This is a genomic window from Holophagales bacterium, from assembly GCA_016699405.1.
In the GTDB taxonomy this organism is placed as follows: domain Bacteria; phylum Acidobacteriota; class Thermoanaerobaculia; order Multivoradales; family JAGPDF01; genus JAAYLR01.
Genome location: CP064972.1, coordinates 4198426 through 4215281 on the forward strand (window position 1 = coordinate 4198426; position 16856 = coordinate 4215281).

General features: G+C 71.2%; 13 protein-coding genes. 5 read left to right on the forward strand and 8 right to left on the reverse strand.

The window, feature by feature from the left end; all coding sequences use genetic code 11:
- Positions 1 to 16: 16 nt before the first annotated feature.
- From IPJ17_17305 to IPJ17_17315, 3 genes are read left to right on the forward strand one after another with little or no spacing between them, the layout of a single operon-like run.
- A complete protein-coding gene (locus IPJ17_17305) occupies positions 17 to 2422 on the forward strand; it encodes a transglycosylase domain-containing protein (GenBank protein ID QQR73219.1) in 2406 nt (801 codons plus the stop codon).
- Between the two features lie 59 nt (positions 2423 to 2481).
- Positions 2482 to 3306, forward strand: coding sequence for a carbon-nitrogen hydrolase family protein (locus IPJ17_17310; protein QQR73220.1), 825 nt, complete (start codon positions 2482 to 2484; stop codon positions 3304 to 3306).
- Positions 3307 to 3356: 50 nt separating this feature from the next.
- The gene (locus IPJ17_17315; GenBank protein QQR73221.1) at positions 3357 to 4700 is read left to right on the forward strand and encodes a hypothetical protein; all 1344 of its coding nucleotides are present in this window, start codon (positions 3357 to 3359) and stop codon (positions 4698 to 4700) included.
- 18 nt (positions 4701 to 4718) lie between these two features.
- Here IPJ17_17315 and IPJ17_17320 read toward each other — a convergent pair whose 3' ends face one another.
- Together IPJ17_17320 and IPJ17_17325 are read right to left on the reverse strand one after the other, a co-directional pair.
- Positions 4719 to 5873: a pyridoxal phosphate-dependent aminotransferase gene (locus tag IPJ17_17320; GenBank protein QQR73222.1), complete on the reverse strand. Its 1155-nt coding sequence runs from the start codon at positions 5871 to 5873 to the stop codon at positions 4719 to 4721.
- A gap of 28 nt (positions 5874 to 5901) precedes the next feature.
- Positions 5902 to 6456 carry a lysoplasmalogenase gene (locus IPJ17_17325; GenBank protein QQR73223.1) on the reverse strand — a complete coding sequence of 185 codons (555 nt, stop codon included), beginning with the start codon at positions 6454 to 6456 and terminating at the stop codon, positions 5902 to 5904.
- A 125-nt stretch (positions 6457 to 6581) separates the two neighbouring features.
- Here IPJ17_17325 and IPJ17_17330 point away from each other — a divergent pair, with 125 nt between their 5' ends.
- On the forward strand, positions 6582 to 8318 hold the full coding sequence (locus IPJ17_17330) for a VWA domain-containing protein (protein ID QQR73224.1): 1737 nt from the start codon (positions 6582 to 6584) through the stop codon (positions 8316 to 8318).
- Here the strand turns inward: IPJ17_17330 and IPJ17_17335 are convergent.
- A complete protein-coding gene (locus tag IPJ17_17335; GenBank protein QQR73225.1) occupies positions 8296 to 8952 on the reverse strand; it encodes a lysoplasmalogenase in 657 nt (218 codons plus the stop codon). The two genes, IPJ17_17330 and IPJ17_17335, sit on opposite strands and share 23 nt — an antisense overlap.
- A 67-nt stretch (positions 8953 to 9019) precedes the next feature.
- Between IPJ17_17335 and IPJ17_17340 the strand changes: the two genes are divergently transcribed.
- Positions 9020 to 10786 carry a VWA domain-containing protein gene (locus IPJ17_17340; GenBank protein ID QQR73226.1) on the forward strand — a complete coding sequence of 589 codons (1767 nt, stop codon included), beginning with the start codon at positions 9020 to 9022 and terminating at the stop codon, positions 10784 to 10786.
- Positions 10787 to 10845: 59 nt separating this feature from the next.
- Here IPJ17_17340 and IPJ17_17345 read toward each other — a convergent pair whose 3' ends face one another.
- The 5 genes from IPJ17_17345 to IPJ17_17365 all read right to left on the reverse strand — a co-directional run bounded on the left by IPJ17_17345 (position 10846) and on the right by IPJ17_17365 (position 16792).
- Positions 10846 to 11730, reverse strand: a complete 885-nt coding sequence (locus tag IPJ17_17345; GenBank protein QQR73227.1) for a prohibitin family protein — start codon at positions 11728 to 11730, stop codon at positions 10846 to 10848.
- Between the two features lie 82 nt (positions 11731 to 11812).
- A complete protein-coding gene (locus IPJ17_17350; GenBank protein ID QQR73228.1) occupies positions 11813 to 13048 on the reverse strand; it encodes an ABC transporter permease in 1236 nt (411 codons plus the stop codon).
- On the reverse strand, positions 13045 to 14349 hold the full coding sequence (locus IPJ17_17355) for an efflux RND transporter periplasmic adaptor subunit (protein ID QQR73229.1): 1305 nt from the start codon (positions 14347 to 14349) through the stop codon (positions 13045 to 13047). The genes IPJ17_17350 and IPJ17_17355 overlap by 4 nt, the downstream gene beginning before the upstream one ends.
- Positions 14346 to 15572 (reverse strand): HlyD family efflux transporter periplasmic adaptor subunit, encoded by a 1227-nt coding sequence (locus tag IPJ17_17360; protein ID QQR73230.1) that lies wholly within the window; start codon positions 15570 to 15572, stop codon positions 14346 to 14348. Before IPJ17_17360 ends, IPJ17_17355 begins: the two co-directional genes overlap by 4 nt.
- The gene (locus IPJ17_17365) at positions 15569 to 16792 is read right to left on the reverse strand and encodes a hypothetical protein (protein QQR73231.1); all 1224 of its coding nucleotides are present in this window, start codon (positions 16790 to 16792) and stop codon (positions 15569 to 15571) included. The genes IPJ17_17360 and IPJ17_17365 overlap by 4 nt, the downstream gene beginning before the upstream one ends.
- Between the last annotated feature and the right edge of the window lie 64 nt (positions 16793 to 16856).

Sequence of the window (16856 nt, forward strand, 5' to 3'; positions counted from 1 at the left end):
GCGAGACGACCGCGGCATGAAGACGGGCGCGCTCGCCCGCCTGCGGCGTCGTCTGCCGTCGCGTCGCGTGCTGGGACGCTCGGCGCTCGCTCTGGCCGGCGTCGGCGCCGCGGCGCTCGCGGCCCTCGCCTTGTCGCGCGCCCGGCTCGAGTCGCCCGCGCCGACCCTCCTCGCCCGCGACCGGAGCGGCCAGTACCTTGGCGAGTTGCCGGCCGGCGACGACGACCGGCTCGGCTTCTGGCCCGCGACACCGATCCCGGAGCGCGTCGCCGCCGCGACGCTGGCGATCGAAGACCGTCGTTTTCGTCTCCATCCGGGCGTCGACCCGCTCGCCCTGCTCCGCGCCCTGCGCCAGAACCTCACCGCCGGTCGCCGCGTCTCCGGCGCCTCGACACTCGCCATGCAGGTCGCCCGGATGCAGCGCCCCGGCTCCCGCGGCTACTGGCGCAAGGCGCTCGAGGCCGCCACCGCGCTCCTCCTGACGGCGCGCTACGGCCGCGATGCCGTGCTCGCCCACTACTTGAGGATCGTGCCCTACGGCAATCGCATCCACGGGATCGCCTACGCGGCGCGGCGCTACCTCGACAAGCCGGTCGACGACCTCTCGTGGGCCGAGGTGGCCTTCCTCACCGCCATCCCCCAGTCGCCCGCTCGGATGAACCCCTACGACCCGCGCGGGCGCCTGCGGGCGATCCAGCGCGGGCGAGAGATCCTCGGACGACTGGCCGAACGAGGCGACCTCCCGGCCCGGGATCTCGCCGTGGCGCTCGACGAGATCGAGCACCTGCGCCTGCCCTGGCGCGGCGAGCGACCGGCCGCGGCGATCCACCCGCTGCTTGCTCTGGCCCGCCAGGTGCCCGAGGCCTGGCGCGCCAGCCGTCCGCTCCTCGCCACCACGCTCGAGCTCGAGCTGCAGCGCGAGGCCGAATGGCTCGCCTACCGCACGGTGGCCGACGAGTCCGACCGCGGCGCCGGCAACGCCGCGGTGCTGATCGTCGATCGCGCGAGCTGGGAGGTGCGGGCGGCGGTCGGCTCGACCGGGTACTTCGACACGCGACGCGGCGGCGCCATCGACTACCTGCGGCTGCCCCGCTCTTCCGGGTCGACGCTCAAGCCGCTGCTCTTCGCCCAGGCGCTCGAGCGCGGGACGATCGCTCCCAACACCGTGCTCGACGATCTCGAGCCCGGGCCGGGGGGGATCCTCAACTCCGACGAGCGCTACCTCGGCCCGCTGCTGCCGCGACTGGCGCTCGCCAACTCGCGCAACGTGCCGGCGGTCGAATTGCTGTCGCGTCTCGGCCTCGACGCCTTCTACGGCTTCCTCGCCGATCTGCGCCTGCATGCCCACGAAGAGACGGCACGGCACTACGGTCTCGGCCTGGCGATCGGCTCGCTGCCCGTCACGCTCGAGCGGCTCGTCACCGCCTACACCGTGCTCGCCGGCGACGGACGGCTGCAGGAGCTGCGCTGGCTCGCCGGCGCCCCGAGCCCCGAGGCACCACGCCGCGTGAGCGAAGCGACGGCGCGGCGGATCACCCTCTTCCTCGCCGATCCGCAGGCCCGGCTTCCGACCTTCCCGCGGATGGGCTTCTCCGAGTACCCGTTCCCGGTGGCCGTGAAGACCGGCACGTCGTCGCGTTACCGCGACGCCTGGACCGTCGCCTGGTCGGAGCGCTACCTCGTCGGCGTCTGGGTGGGACACCCCGACGAGCGGCCGATGAGCGCGCTCTCCGGGTATCGCATCGCCGCCCGGCTCACCCAGACGCTGCTCGAGCGACTGCACCGCGACGAGCTCGACGGCCAGTCCGGCCGCTCGTTCCCGCCTCCCGCCGGCGAGCATGCCGAACGGCTCTGCGCGCTCACCGGCGCGCGCGCCACCGCGGCCTGCGATCGCGTGCTGCTCGAGTGGCTGCCCGACGGCATCCCGGCCCCGGGCGACTGCCGCGCTCACCGTCAGGTGGGGATCGATCGCCGCAACGGGGCGATCGCCAACGCCGCCACGCCGCCCGCCGAGGTGGAGATGCGCACCTTCGTCGACCTGCCGACGCGCTACGCCGCGTGGCTGATCCACCAGGGGGTGCCGAGCCTGCCGCAGGCGCTCGCCGACGCGGCGCATCGCGCCGAGGCCCAGGTGCTCGATCTCTCCGGCCAGCTGCCGCGGGTCGAGATCACCGCCCCCGAGCCCGGCACGCGCATGCTGCGCGATCCGGAGACACCGCCCGAGCTCAACACGCTCCGCCTCGCGGCGGCGGTCGAGCCGCCGGTGCCGCAGCTCGTCTGGTATCTCGACGGCCGCCCCCTGGCGACGGTCGAGAGGCCGTACACGCTGCGCTGGCAGCTCGAGCCCGGCGAACACGTCTTCCAGGCCCGCGTGCCGTTCAGCGAGGCACGCTCGCCGCTGGTGCGGATCACCGTCGAGTAGCTCGGCCGCACCGCTCGCGGTTCGCCACGACGGGATGGGTCGGCTAGAGTTGCCGTGCCATGGATCGCGCCGATCGTCCCTTCCTCGCCGCTGTCGTCCAGATGAGCTCGACCTCTTCGGAGGAGGGCAACTGGCGGCAGGTCAAGTCGCTCGTCGAGCACGCCGCGCAGCTCGGCGCCCAACTCGTGGTCACCCCGGAGAACACCAACTACCTCGGACCCCACGAAGAGAAGGTGCGCCGCGCCGAACCGCTCGGAGGGCCGACCTGCGCGAAGTTCGCGCACCTCGCCGACGAGCTCGACATCCATCTCCTCCTCGGCTCGTTCAACGAGCGCGGCTCGCAACCGGGGCGGTGCCGCAACACCAGCGTCCTGTTCGGCCAGGAGGGCGAGATCCTGGCGGTGTACCGCAAGATCCACCTCTTCGACGTCGACGTCGCCGACGCGGTGCGCTTTCTCGAATCGGCGACCGTCGAACCCGGCGGCGAGGTGGTCGTCGCCGAGACGCCGCTCGGCAAGATCGGCCTGTCGATCTGCTACGACCTGCGCTTCGGCGAGCTCTACCGCAAGCTCGTCGACGGCGGCGCGGAGATGATCGCCATCCCCGCCGCCTTCACCGCCGTCACCGGCAAGGCGCACTGGGAGCCGCTCGTCCGCGCCCGGGCGATCGAGAGCCAGTGCTACGTCCTCGCTGCCGCACAGTGCGGCAAGCACGACGACAACGGCCTGCGCGAGAGCCACGGGCACGCGATGATCGTCGACCCGTGGGGACAGGTGGTGGCCTCGGTTTCGGACGGTCCCGGTGTGGCGGTGGCCGAGATCGACCTCGATCGTGTGGCTCGGGTCCGTTCCGGGATCCCGATGGCGCGCCACCGGCGGCTCTGACCGACAACCCTGGGCGGGCGCTCGCGTATCTCCCTGCGGGAGGACGACCGATGCGCCGATCGACCCGCGCGAGCCTCGTCGCGCTACTGCTCGCTTCACCGACCCTCGGGTTCGCCGAGGCGCCGATCCCGGCGCCGGTCGCCGCGCCGAGCCCGACTCCCGCCGCTCCCGCGCCGACGGCGCCGCAGGGGAGCGACTACCGCGAGCTCTTCCGGCAGGCGATGGCCGCACGCGAGGCCGGCGATGCGGCAACCTACCTGGCACGGCTCGAGGCGGCGGCCCGCGTCCACCCCGAGCCACGGCAGCTCGGCTTCCGGCTCGCCGGGGCGCTGGCGCTCAGCGGTAAGTCCGACGCGGCGATCGCGCGGCTCGAGGCGATCGCCGCACTCGGGATCTGGCGCGATCTCGCGGCCGAGCCGGACTTCGCACCGTTGCGCGGCTCGCCGCGCTGGAACGGGCTGCTGCAGCGCTTCGCCGCGCTGCGCCAGCCGTTCGGCCAGGGCGTCGTCGCCTTCCGGCTCGGCGAGCGCGACCTGCTGGTCGAGGGGATCGCCTTCGATCCAGCACGCCGCGACTTCCTCCTCGGCTCGGTGCACCAGGGCAAGATCGTGCGCCGCGACGCCAGCGGGGCGGTCTCGACCTTCGCCGTCCTCGCCGGCCTTGCGCCCCTCGGCCTCGCCGTCGACGCGGCACGCGATCGACTCTGGGCGGTGGCCGCCGATCTCCCGCAACTGGCGAAGCGCGAGGCGACCCTGCAGGGTGCGACCTTCCTGCTCGCCTTCGACCTGGCGAGCGGCCGCGAGGTCGCCCGCATCGCCCCGCCGGCAGGTGACGGCCAAGCGCTCAACGACCTCGTCCTCGCGGCGGACGGGCGCGTCTACGTCAGTGACGGACAGACCGGCGCGGTCTGGACGCTGGCACCGGGCGCAAGCCTTCTCGAGCCCGTTCTCGCCCCCAGGTCGTTGCGATCGGCGGGCGGCCTGGCTCTCGATGCCAGCGGTCGCCGCCTCCTCGTTGCCGACTGGTCGCGCGGGCTCGCGCTCGTCGAGCTCGCCGACCGCAGCTGGCACTGGGTCGAGACGCCGCCCGAGCTCTTCCCGGTCGGTCTCGACGGCCTGGTGGCCGACCGCGGAGGCTTCGTGGCGATCCAGAACGCCTTCGAGCCGGCCCGCGTGCTGCGCTTCGAGCTGACGCCGGACGGTTCGGCCGTGGCGCGATTCGAGATCCTCGAACGCGCCCGTCCCGAGCATCGCGAGCCGACGCTCGGCGTGATCGTCGGCAACGACCTCTACTACGTGGCCAACAGCCAATGGGAAGCGTTCGGCGAGGCGGGACGACCGAGCGCCCCGGAGCAGCTCGTCGCCCCGGTCGTACTGCGCCTGCCGCTGCGCTGAAGCGGGCCCGGAGCGCCGTCAGCGCCCGACCAGTTGCGCCAGCAGCTCGACGCCACGCGCCACCACCGGCGGCGCGGCAGCCGTCGTGCAGATGCGGACGTGCGTCGGGTACGGCCCGAAGCTCGGACCGGGCGCGACGAAGAGGCCGCGCGCCGCACAGTCCTCGAGAAAGCCGAGCAGTCCGCGCTCGTCGAGCCGTGCGGCCACGTCGAGGAAGAGGAAGGTGCTCCCCTCCGGCTCCGGAAGGCCCAGACGGCGCGCCGCCCGCGCTCCCGTTTCGCGATAGGCCTGGCGTGCCTCGGCGACCCAGGAGTCGCCGACCCCCTCGGCGAGCACTCGCGCCGCGGCGACCTGGGCCGCAGTCGGGGTCGAATAGAAGGTGTGGGTCGACACCTTGCGCAGCTCGCCCATCAGCGCAGGCGGCCCGACGACGTAGCCGCAGCGATTTCCCGCCATGCCGTAAGCCTTCGAGAAGGAGTGCACGGCGAAGGTGCGATCCGGCGCAAGCGGGCGCGAGTAGACGTGCGGCGCGGCGTAGGCGTAGTCCTCGTACACCTCGTCGGCGAGGATCCACAGCCCGTGGCTCGACGCCCAGTCGGCGAGAGCGGCGAGGACGTGCGGTGCGATCAGTCGTCCGGTGGGGTTGCTCGGCGTGTTCCAGTAGAGCGCCACCGTCTTCGGCGTGCGGTATCGCTCGACGATCCCCCGCGCGCTCTCCGGCGAGTCGGCGAGGCCGTGGAACGGCACCGCGACCGGCACGCCGTGGAACGACCGGACGATCCCTTCGATCAACGGCCAGTGCGGCGCCAGGATGAGCACCTCGTCGCCCGGATCGCAGATCGCTCCGACGGCCGCCCCGAGCCCGCCGGTCGCCCCGGCGGTGATCAGCAGGTGCGACCGCTCGGTCGGCACCCCGGTGAGGCGCCGCTGGCGCTCGACCACCGCGTCGAGCAGCAGCGGCATGCCGTGCGGCGAGGCGTAGCGGTGCAGTCCGGGGTACTGCTCGACCGTGAGGTCCTCCATCCGGCAGCCGGGCGCCGGCTCCATCCACGTGTCGCCGACGTGCAACGGATAGACCTCGCCGCGATAGCCCTCGATCCCGTGGGCGATCGTCGAGTAGATCGAACCGCGGATGGCGGTGACGCTGCGCGCGACCTCGGGGTGCTTCGGCATGGGAGGCTCCTTCCGACGGGGCCCGATCCTAGCGCGTCGCCTCGGCTCGCCGGCCGGCGAGGAGCACCGCACCGGCGATGCCGAGCTGTCCGAGCCAGTAGAGGGTGAGGATCGCCACCTTGCCGTGCGGAATCGGTGCGCGGAAGCGATCGAGGCCGATGAGCAGGTCGCTCACCGCGAAGAGCACCGCACCGACGAGCGCGGCGACGCGAGCCGTGCCGGACCGTCCCGGCACGCCGATGGCGGCGGCCGCTCGCCACATCATCGCGCCGATCGCCGCGACGTAGAGCGCGACCGGCACCGCCAGCTCGCCGACGCCGGGGCGCAGGGCGAGCCAGCCCGCAACGGCGAAGGTGACGAACGGCAGGGAGCGAAGCAGCGCCGCCCGACGGGCCTCGGCGAGAAACGCCGCCGCATAGGCCAGGTGGGCGCCGAGAAACACGCCGAGACCGAAGAGGAAGGCCCCGGGAAGCTCCATCAGCACGTCGCCTACCGCCGAGAGGGCGAGACCGATCGTGAGCCGGCGTGAATAGGGAGTACGCTCATGGCGCGAGACGAGGCCAGCGAGGACCACGGCCGGCATCGGTTTTGCTACCAACCAGAGTACCCAGAGGACACCGGGGGAGATCGACACTCCCCCAACCTATCGCGTCGACCGCTTCGCAGCCATCAGAGCTGTCTGAACGCGATCCGAATGATGGAGCCCATATGCCAACTCCCCTTCGACGACTCGCCGCCTCGCTCCTGCTCTCGCTGCTTCCGCTCGCTACCGGGGCCCAGACGCCACCTCCTCCCTCCTCGCCGATCTTCGGCGAGACGGTCGAGGTCAACGTGGTCAACGTGGAGGTGATCGTCGTCGACAAGGACGGCCGCCCGGTCGTCGGCCTCGGTCGCAACGACTTCGAGCTCCTCGAAGAAGGCAAGCCAGTGCCGATCGAGTACTTCTCGGCGCCCGAGCCCGGAGCGGTCTTCGTGCCGCTTCCCGGCGCCCCGGCCACCGCCACCCCCGAGCCCGTGGTGGCGCCCTCAGGAGAAGTCACTCTCCCGCCGCAGCGTCCTCTCCTGGTGGTCTACGTCGACGGTCTCGACCTCCGGCCCGGTCCACGCAACGATTCCCTCAAGCGACTCGCGCGCCTGGTCGAGGACCGCATGAAGATCGGCCACCGCGCCCTCGTCGCCGCCTTCGATCATCAGCTCCGTGTACTCACCCCGGCGACGGACGACAGCAAGCTCGTCCAGCGGGCGATCGAGGAGATCAAGACGATCAACCCCGGCGGCACCGGGCTGCAACTCCGCCGGCGGACGTTGCTCGCCGAAATTCAGAGTACGTTCGCGGGAGATCCGACCGGCATCGCCCAGGCCGGACTCCTGCTCCACGACATCGAGTCCTACGCTGCGGCCGAGACCGTGGAACGGCGCGCGGCCATGGTCGCGCTCTCCGACCTGCTCGCCACGCTCGCCGGCGTCGACGGCCCCAAGGCCGTCCTTCACCTGAGCGGTGGCCTCTACGTGCAGCCCGGCGACGAGCTCTATTCCGCCTGGCAGCGCCACTTCGGCTCGTTGGTCGCCAGCGATCTCGACCACCGGCGAGCTGGCGGCGACCCCGACGCGACCATGCTGCAGCGCGAGCTGACGCGCGTGACCCGCTCGGCGCAGGCAAGTCGTGCGGTGATCTACGCCGTCGATGGCGCCGATCGGCTGCCGGAAGGTTTCACCGCGGAAGACCAGGGTGAGGTCGAGTCGACCGGCGACATGCCGGGCGTGCTCGGCGCCGCCGAGGCAGCATCCAATCTAGCCAGCATGGCCGAGCGCAGCGGCGGCCGCAAGCTCCTCGCCGGTCCCGGCCTCGACGCCGAACTCGGCAACGTGGCGAGCGAGCTGGCTTCGGCCTATTCGCTCGGCTTCACACCGCATGGAACGGTCGATGACAAGTTCCACAAGGTCACTGTGCGGGTCAAACGCGAAGGCGTGAAGGTGCGCCATCGCGAGGGCTACCGACGCCGCAGCACGGAGGATCAACTTGCCGACACCGCGGTCGCCGCGGCCAGCCTCGGGGCGGCGCCGAACCCTCTCGCCGCACGACTCGAGGTGATCGTCGGCGCCGCGTCCAAGGGCAACGGCAAGGCAAGGATCGTCCAAGCCCTCGCCAAGGTACCGCTCACCGAGCTGACGTTGATGCCGGCCAAGGACACCAAGACCGGCAAGCTCGTCCTCGAGTTCGCGCTGCGCGACGAGGACGGCCGCGTGAGTCGCTTCGAGCGGCGCGAGCAGTCGTTCACCTTCCCTGCCGCCAACCTCGCCGCGGCGATCAACCGCCCGGTCGCCTACGGTGTGGAAATGCGGCTCAACCCGGGGCGCTACCGGCTGGCCGCCTCGATCCTCGACGGCATCGGCGGCAACCGCACGACGGCCACCGCCGAGTTCACCGTCCCGGGCAGACGCTGAGCGCCGCCGGCGCCCGCGAGATCACTGGTCGCCAAGGATCAATGGCAGCCCATCCTTGCCGGCGCCGACGATCACCACCTTGGCGTTCCGCGACTTGGCGACCTCGACCGTCGCTTCGATCCCCTTCCGCGCCGTGCGGAATCGGCGCGCGGAAGCGATCGAGGCCGATGAGCAGGTCGCTCACCGCGAAGAGCACCGCACCGACGAGCGCGGCGACGCGAGCCGTGCCGGACCGTCCCGGCACGCCGATGGCGGCGGCCGCACGCCACATCATCAGGGCGATGGCCGTGACGTAGAAAGCCACCGGCACGAGCAGCTCGCCGAGCCCCGGTCGCAAGACGGCGAAGGCGACAAGCGCGAACGCGGCAAACGGCAGGGCGCGAAGCAGCGCCGGCCGGCGCGATTCGGCGAAAAAGGCCGCGGCGTAGGTCAGATGGGCGAAGAGAAAGAGACCGAGCCCGGCCACGAACCCGCCCGAAAGCTCGAGGAGCAGATCGCCTCCGGCGGAGAGCACGAGGCCGGCGGAGAGCCGGCGAGCGAACGCGGTAGGCTCCCGCCGTGCCACGACGCCGGCGAGCAGCAGGGCCGGCATCGGTTTTGCTAACAACCAGACGACATCGACGAGTCGGGACATCGGCTCAACCGATCGCGCCGGCTCCCGCCAAGCCATCCTTGCGCCACGTCACGACCAGGAGCTCTTCATGAACCCGCTCATCCGACCCCACGTCGCGCGCTTCGCCCGCGCCCTGGCCCACCTCGTCGTCGCGTCCGGCCTGATCGTCGTCTCCACGCACGCGGCCGCCGCCCAGACCCCTCCCCCTTCGGCTCCGGTCTTCGGCGAATCGGTCGAGGTCAACCTGGTCAACATCGACGTCGTCGTCGTCGACAAGGACGGCCGACCGGTCGTCGGGCTGACGCGCGACGACTTCTCCCTCTTCGAGGAAGGCCGGTCGGTTCCGATCGAGTTCTTCTCCGGCCCCGAGCCGGGCGCCGTCTTCGTGCCGCTGCCGGGGGCCGCAGCCGCTCCCGCCGCCCCGACGCCGACCGTCCAACCCACCGCCGCGCCGGTGCCGCCGATCCAGCGCCCGGTGCTGGTGATCTACGTCGACGGGCTCGACCTGCGCCCCGGTCCGCGCAACGACTCGCTCAAGCGCCTCGCCCGGCTGGTCGACGATCGGATGATCATCGGCCACCGCGTGCTGCTGGCGGCGTTCGACCGGAACCTGCGACTGCTCACCCCGGTGACCGACGACCGCAAGCTCGTCCGCCGGGCCTTCGACGAGCTGGCGACGATCAACCCGGGTGGCATCGGCATGCAGACGCGACGCCGGACGCTGCTCGCCGACATCCAGAGCACCTTCGCCGGCGACTCGGCCGGGAACTCGCAGGCCGAGAGCCTCCTGCACGACATCGAGGCCTACGCCACCTCCGAGACCCAGGAGCGTCGCGCCGCGATGGTGGCGCTTGCCGACCTGCTCTCCACGCTCGCCGGAATCGACGGGCCGAAGGCGGTCTTCCATCTGAGCGGAGGCCTCCCGGTGCAGCCGGCCGACGACCTCTACTCCGCCTGGCAGCGCCGCTTCGGCTCGTCGGTGAGCAGCGACCTCGACCATCGCCGCACCGGTGGCGATCCCGACGCGCAGATCCTGCAGCGGGAGCTGCAGCGCATCACCCGGGCCGCCCAGGCCAGCCGCGCGGTGATCTACACCGTCGACGGCGCCGACCGCCTCGCCGAAGGGCTGAGCGCCGAGGACCAGGGTGAGGTCGAATCGAGCGGCGACGCTCCCGGCGTCCTCGGCGCGGCCGAGGCGAGCTCGAACCTCGCCAGCCTCGCCGAGCGCAGCGGCGGCCACAAGCTGATGGCCGGTCCGGGCCTCGACGGCGCTCTCGGCGACGTGGCGAGCGAGCTCGCCTCGACGTATTCACTCGGCTTCACGCCTGCCGGAACGGCCGACGACAGGTTGCACTCGGTCACCGTGAAGGTGAAGCGCGAAGGGGTGACCGTGCGCCATCGCGAAGGCTACCGCCGGCGCAGCACCGAGGATCAGCTCGCCGACGCGGCGATCGCCGCCGCCAGCTTCGGGGCCACGCAAAACCCGCTCGCCGCGCGGGTCGACGTCGCGGTGGGCGGCGCTGCCAAGGGGAAGGCGCGCATCGTCAAGGTGCTCGCCAAGGTTCCCCTGTCGTTGATCACCTTGATGCCGAACGGCACCTCGCAGTCCGGCAAGCTGGTCTTCGATTTCGCACTGCGGGACCCGGACGGGCGTGTCACGCGCTACGAGCGGCGCGAACAGGCGTTCAAGCTCGCCGCCGACAAGGTGGCCGAGGCGCTTGGCCGCCCCGTCGCCTACGGCATCGAGATGCACCTCGTGCCGGGAACCTACCGGCTCGCGGCGTCGATTCTCGACGCGGTCGGCGGCACCCGCACCACCGCGGCTGCCGAGTTCACCGTCCCCGGCAGTCGCTGACCGGCCGCACCGCGGACGAGAGCCGATCGCCGCTCGGCGGCGGTCGGCTCTTCTCGTCTCTACTGCCCGCCGAGGATGAGCGGCAGACCGTCCTTGCCGGCGCCGACGATCACCACCTTGGCGTTCTGCGACTTGGCGACCTCGACCGTCGCTTCGATCCCCTTCCACTTGAGCAGTTGCTCCGAGATCCCCTGCGAGACGATGCGCTGGAAGTCGGCGACACCCGAGGCCTCGATCCGCTTGCGCTCGGCCTCCTGCTTCTCCTTGGTGAGCACGAACTCCATCCGCTGGCTCTCCTGCTCGGCCGAGAGCTTCTCCTCGATCGCCGCAGCGAGCCGATCAGGAAGGGTGAGCCGGCGCAGCGGCGTGTTCTCGACCGCCAGGCCTCGCTCGCTCACCAGGTCGCGCAGGTCCTTGGCGATCGTGTCGGCGAGCTGCTGCCGCTCCGAGGTGTAGAGCGCCTTGGCCTCGTAGCTCGCGGTCACACCGCGGACCACCGAGCGGAACTGCGGCTGCAGCAGCACCTCGACGAAGGACGGGCCGATCGTGCGGTAGATCTCCGGCGCCTTCTCCGGGTCGAGGTGGTAAAGCACGCTGATCTCGAGCTGCATGGTCAGCCCCTCCTTCGAGGGCACCTCCATGACCTCCTTCAGCTCTTCGGTCTTGATCGACATCTTGATCACGTGCGCCAGCGGGTTGACCAGATGGATGCCCGACTTCAAGCTTCCCGGGCGCACCACGCCGAAGACGTCGACGACACCGACGTGCCCGGCAGGCACGACGGTCACGCACTGCACCAGGGCAATCAGTCCCAGCACCACCGCCGCGACCAGCGCCCCGGCCCGCCCGGCCGCCGCCACCGACGGCACACCGGCACGACGAGCCACGGCGAAGAAGACGACGACCACGACCGCCAGCAACACGAGGTTGACGAAGAACGCCATGAGAGCCTCCGATCCGTCTCAGGTTGTTCCTTCGTAGCCTAGCGCGTCGCCGTGACGAAACTGCGACATCGACGCGGCGACTTCATTCGTAGCGGAGAGCGTCGATCGGGTCGAGGCGAGCGGCGCGGGCCGCGGGATAGAGCCCGGAGAGAACGCCCACCGCCGTTGCCACGCCGCCCGCCAGCAGCATCGACGCGGCAGAGACGACCGTCGGCCAGCCCGCCGCGGCCGCCACCGCCGCGGAAAGCAGGACGCCGAGAAGGATCCCGGCAATTCCCCCGGCAGCCGCCAGGGCGAACGACTCGAGAAGAAACTGAAATCGGATGTCGCGTTCGCGGGCGCCGACCGCACGCCGCACGCCGATCTCCCGGGTGCGCTCGAGGACGCTCGCCAGCATGATGTTCATGATGCCGATGCCGCCCACCAGGAGCGAAATGCCGGCGATTGACCCCATCACCACCCGAAACAGCCGTTGCGTCTTGCGCCGCTGCTCGAGGAGCGCTTCCGGGACGACCAGCTCGGTGTCTTCCGCGCCCGCATGGAGGCGATCGAGGAGCGTCGAAACACCCACCGCTGCCGCCGGCACATCGGCGGTGTCGTCCAGCTCGACGATCAGCTCGGCAAGCGCCGGCTTCGTCGTATCGCGATCGAACTTTCGCTCGGCCGTGGAGAGCGGCACGAACGCGACGCGCGCGCTCGGTCCGAGCGCCACGCCTTCGAAACGGTCCTCGTCGCCGCCGCGGGCGGCGAGCACGCCGACGACCCGCAGCCAGACGTCGTTGACCTTGACAAGGTTGCCGACTGCCGGGGAGTAACCGAGCAACTCACGGCGTGCGCCCGCGCCGAGCACGACGACCTGAGCATGCTCTCGCTCGTCGCGCGCATCGAGAAACCGGCCATCGGCGAGCACCAGACCGGCCAGCGCGGCGTAGATCGGCTCGACACCGAACACTTCGACCTCGGCCTTCCGCTCGCTCGAGGCCACGCGATAGGTCGCGACCTTCGCCTTGGCGCTGACGCGCGCCACGCCGGGAATCGCATTGGCGATCGCTTCCCCGTCGCGGCGGGCGAGACCGGCCGAGCGCTTGAGTTGTTCCTGGACTTGGTCGGGGCGCGCCTCGCGTGCTCGCACCAGGAGATTCCGTCGCCCCAACCGGTCGATCATCTCGAGAGCCTGCCGTTCCGCTCCGGCGCCGATCGCCAGCATGGCAATCACGGCGCCGACGCCGAAGACGATCCCGAGCATGGCCAATGCCGACCGCAGCGCATGAGCCCGCAAGTTGCCTAGAGCCGAGCCGAACGCCTCGCCGAAGGTCATCCGCCACCTCCCGGCAGGCGCAAGCCACCGGTGCCCGACGTCGCTCCACCCGGTCCCGGCGAGCCGCGAAGGCGGGCCGGCGCGCCGGGGTCGCACAACGCGATCTCGTCACCCTCGTTGAGCCCTGCGGCCACGACCACCACCCCGAGACCCTGCGCGCCAATCTCGACGGGGACCGTCTCGAAGACCGAACGACCGAACGGCAGGTCGCGGCGGCGGAAAACCACCAGGCGCCCTTCCCGTTCGACGATCGCCTGGCGCGGCACCGCCAACGCCGACTCGACCCCGGCGAGACGGATGCGCGCTCGAACGCGCTCCCCTGGGTGCATCCGCTCGCCGTCGGCCGCCTGCACCGCCAGGGTCGCGCCGAAGTACTGCACGGGAACGCCCCGCTGCCGCGGCTTGGCGACGGCGTCGACGCGGGTGACCTTCGCCTCGAGCGACAGAGCCGAGGCGGCCTCGCGCACGACCGTCGCAGACTGGCCGACGGAGAGCCCGCCGGCGTCCGCCTCGAGCACCCAGACTTCGGCGTCCAGCACGGCGAGGTCGGGGATCTCGGCGAAAGCCTGGCCGGGCCAGAGAGTGTCTCCCTGGCGTGTCGAATTGCCTCGCCAATCGGTGCGCAGCGCGAAGATCCCGTCATGTGGCGATCGAATGGCAAGCGAGGAAAGCCCCTGCTCCGCGCGGGAGATCTCCAGGCTCCATTTCTCTCTTTCGAGCGCGAGCAAGCGGTCGTCCGACGCCACGACGCGGGCTTGCGTCTCCAGCACACGGCGCGCCGTCGATTCACGCACGGCCGCCAGCTCGCCGTCGATCGCTGATTCGATCCGCTGATGGCGCGAGAAGACGACCTCGTCGGTGGCGGCGAATCGGCTGGCCGCTTCGAGCTCGCTACGCGCCAACTGCGCGTCCCGTTCGAGATCGTGCGCACCCGCCGCAGCTGCTGCCCGTTGCTTGGCTTGTCGCCACTCGACGTCCGAATAGCCACCGCGTGCGTCTGCCAGGGCCTGCGTCCACTCGCTCCCGTCGAGCGAGGCCAGGAGGTCGCCAGCGCGCACCCGCGTCCCGTCGGCGAGCAACCAGGAGACACGCATCGGCCTGGCGGCCTCTGCCGGCGCCTGGATCGCTGTCGCTTGGCGCGCCTTGAGCACGCCCTCCGCCGCGACTTCGTGGACGAAGGGCGCCCGGACAAGGCGCATCGTCGGCACTCCGGCATCCCGTGAGGGAAGCCGCCATGCTGCGGCCGCCGCGAAGGTCAACGCCAGCGGTCCGGCGAGCCACCACCGCCGGATGCGTCTCATCGCTGCCCCTCCGATCGCGGGTCGACCAGGGCGACCTGATCGCCGACTTCCAGCCCACCGAGCACTTCGACCTGACGTGAGCCTCGACGACCCAGGCGCGGCGCCACCTCCGCGAAGCCGGTAAGACTTCGGCGAAAGACCCGCGCGCCTTCCGGCGTGTCGACCAACGCCGCCAACGGCAGCAACAGCGCTCCGACGACTCGATCCACCTCGATCTCGCCGCGGAAGCGCATCCCTGGGCGCATCCGCTCGACATCCACCCGATCGAGTGCCACTTCGGCGCGGGCCACCTTGAGTGGGCTCGTGGGTGAGGCCCGCTGGACGGTCTTGCCCACTGCCGAAACCGTCGCCCGGAGCTCCACGTCAGGATGCGCATCCAGCCGGAAGCGGAGCGGCTGGCCGGTCGCCAGGCGCCCGGCATCGCCTTCGTCGACTTCGGCCTGGGCACGCAGGCGCGACAGATCGGGAACCGACATGACCTTCTCCGAGCGCCAGCTCGGATCGCCGACCTTCTTCTTCTCGCCACGCCAGTTGGCCAGGTAGACGACCGTGCCGTCACGGGGCGCTCGGACGTTCACCGCCTCGACAGCAGCGCTCAGCTCAGCCACGCGGAGCTCGGCCCGCTCGAGCCGATGGCGGAGAGCCGCCAGTTCCGCCGCACGACGGCGCTCGAGCGCTTCGACCTGACCGCGACGGAACTCCACCTCCCGGTCGGCGAGTGCGGCGTCGTTTCGCGCCTTGGTCATCTCGCGCCCCGCCAGCAGGTCGGCCGGGATGTCCACCTTGAGCGAAGCCTTGCGCTGACGCGCCATCGCTTCGGCTCGCGCCAGGTCGCGACGCTGCTCCTCGACCTCGAGGTCGGCCTCCTTCTTGGCGATCTCCTGGCGCGCACTCTCGGCTTCATTTCGGCGCTCCGCCAATTCACGTTCGAGATCCGACGAGTCGAAGCGCAACACGCTCTCGCCCGCCTTCACCTTCTTCCCTTCCGGAACCATGAATGCGATCTTGAAGTCCCACTTGTCGGCCACCGCCGGCGGGCCCAGGGACGAGTCGTCGACGGCCTCGAGCGTCCCGGTGACCGGAACCGTCAGGGGCAGGTCGCCCCGCTGCACCTCGCCAAGCGGAACGTCGCGACCGAGCCCGCGCGAAGACAGGCCCGCGACGAGGAGACAGGCCGCGGCGATGCCGCTCCCGACGAGCGCCACCTGTGTCCGGGAGCTCACTGTCCGCTTCCCATCGCGAGCCGCTCGCCCTCGGCGAGGCCCTTCTCGACGGCGCACCTCGCGGCATCGCACAGTCCGAGTTGGATGGCACGTCGTTCACCCGTCGCCAAGAGCGCGGCGGCCGGATCGCCGGTCAAGTCCAGCGCCGAGCGCGGTACCGTGACGACATCGACCGCCCGGCCGATCGTGATCTCCGCTCGCACCGACTGCCCTGGCCGCATCCGACCCGGGTCGACTCGCGCGAGCACCAGCCGCGCCAGGAAGGTGCGCCGCAACGACTGGCGATCGGCTTCTCGTGCCAACGGGGAGATGTCGGCGACTCGGCAAGGGATCGGTTCTCCGGGAAACGCGTCGAGCGTGCAGGTACCCTCCTGCCCGACCTCCAACACCTCGCGATCGACGTCGAAGAGCACGGCGCGCACACGAAGCGAGCCGAGGTCGGGCAGTGCGCCGACCTCGAGGCCCGGATAGAGATCGTCTCCCACCTGCACCTTGCGCGCCTCCCATGGATGGCGGCTGACGACGAAGACTCCTGCCCGCGGTGCGCGGCCGATCAGCGACGACAAGGCCGACGCCGCCGTCGCCCGCGCCCTCTCCGCCTTGGCACGCTTGAGGTCGGCCACGCTTCGATCCGCTTCGATCTGCACTCGAGTCACGCCGAGCCCACCCTCGGCTTTCTCGAGCGCAGCCCGCGCACGCGCCAGCGCCAACTGGCGCTCTTGGAACGTGCGGGCAGCGAGCAACTCGGCCGGAACCGCGGCGTCGAGCTCCGCGGAGGCCGCCCGGGATCTCGCCTCGTCCACGGCGAAGCGCTTGACCGCGTCGTCCTGGGCCGCTTCGGCCGCGAGACGGGCGAGATCCTCGCGCGCCTGCGCTAGATCGAGCTCCGCGTCGGCGAGGCGCCGCGTGAGGTCACCGCTGTCGAACTCTGCCAGGCGGTCGCCGGGCGCGACGTCGATGCCGTCCTCGGCAAGCCAGCGGAGCTGGATCTGCCAGGAGGGCGTGACCGGGACGACGATCGGCTCCGACGACGCCGCTTCGATCTCGCCCGTGAGCAGGAAGGTCGAGGTGATCTCTCCTCGCGTCACGGCGCGAGAGCTGACGGAACGGCGCCCCTCCCGGCAGGCGGTCGTCAGAGGGATCAGCAGCCCCACGAGTATCCACACGAACAAAGATCGCAAGCTACATGACAATACGACGCCGACGCTCCGCGCGTCCAAGCCGGCGCCTCCGCCGGGCGGCCAACCGCAAGAACCTTGGCGACGACCCGCGCGTACACCGACT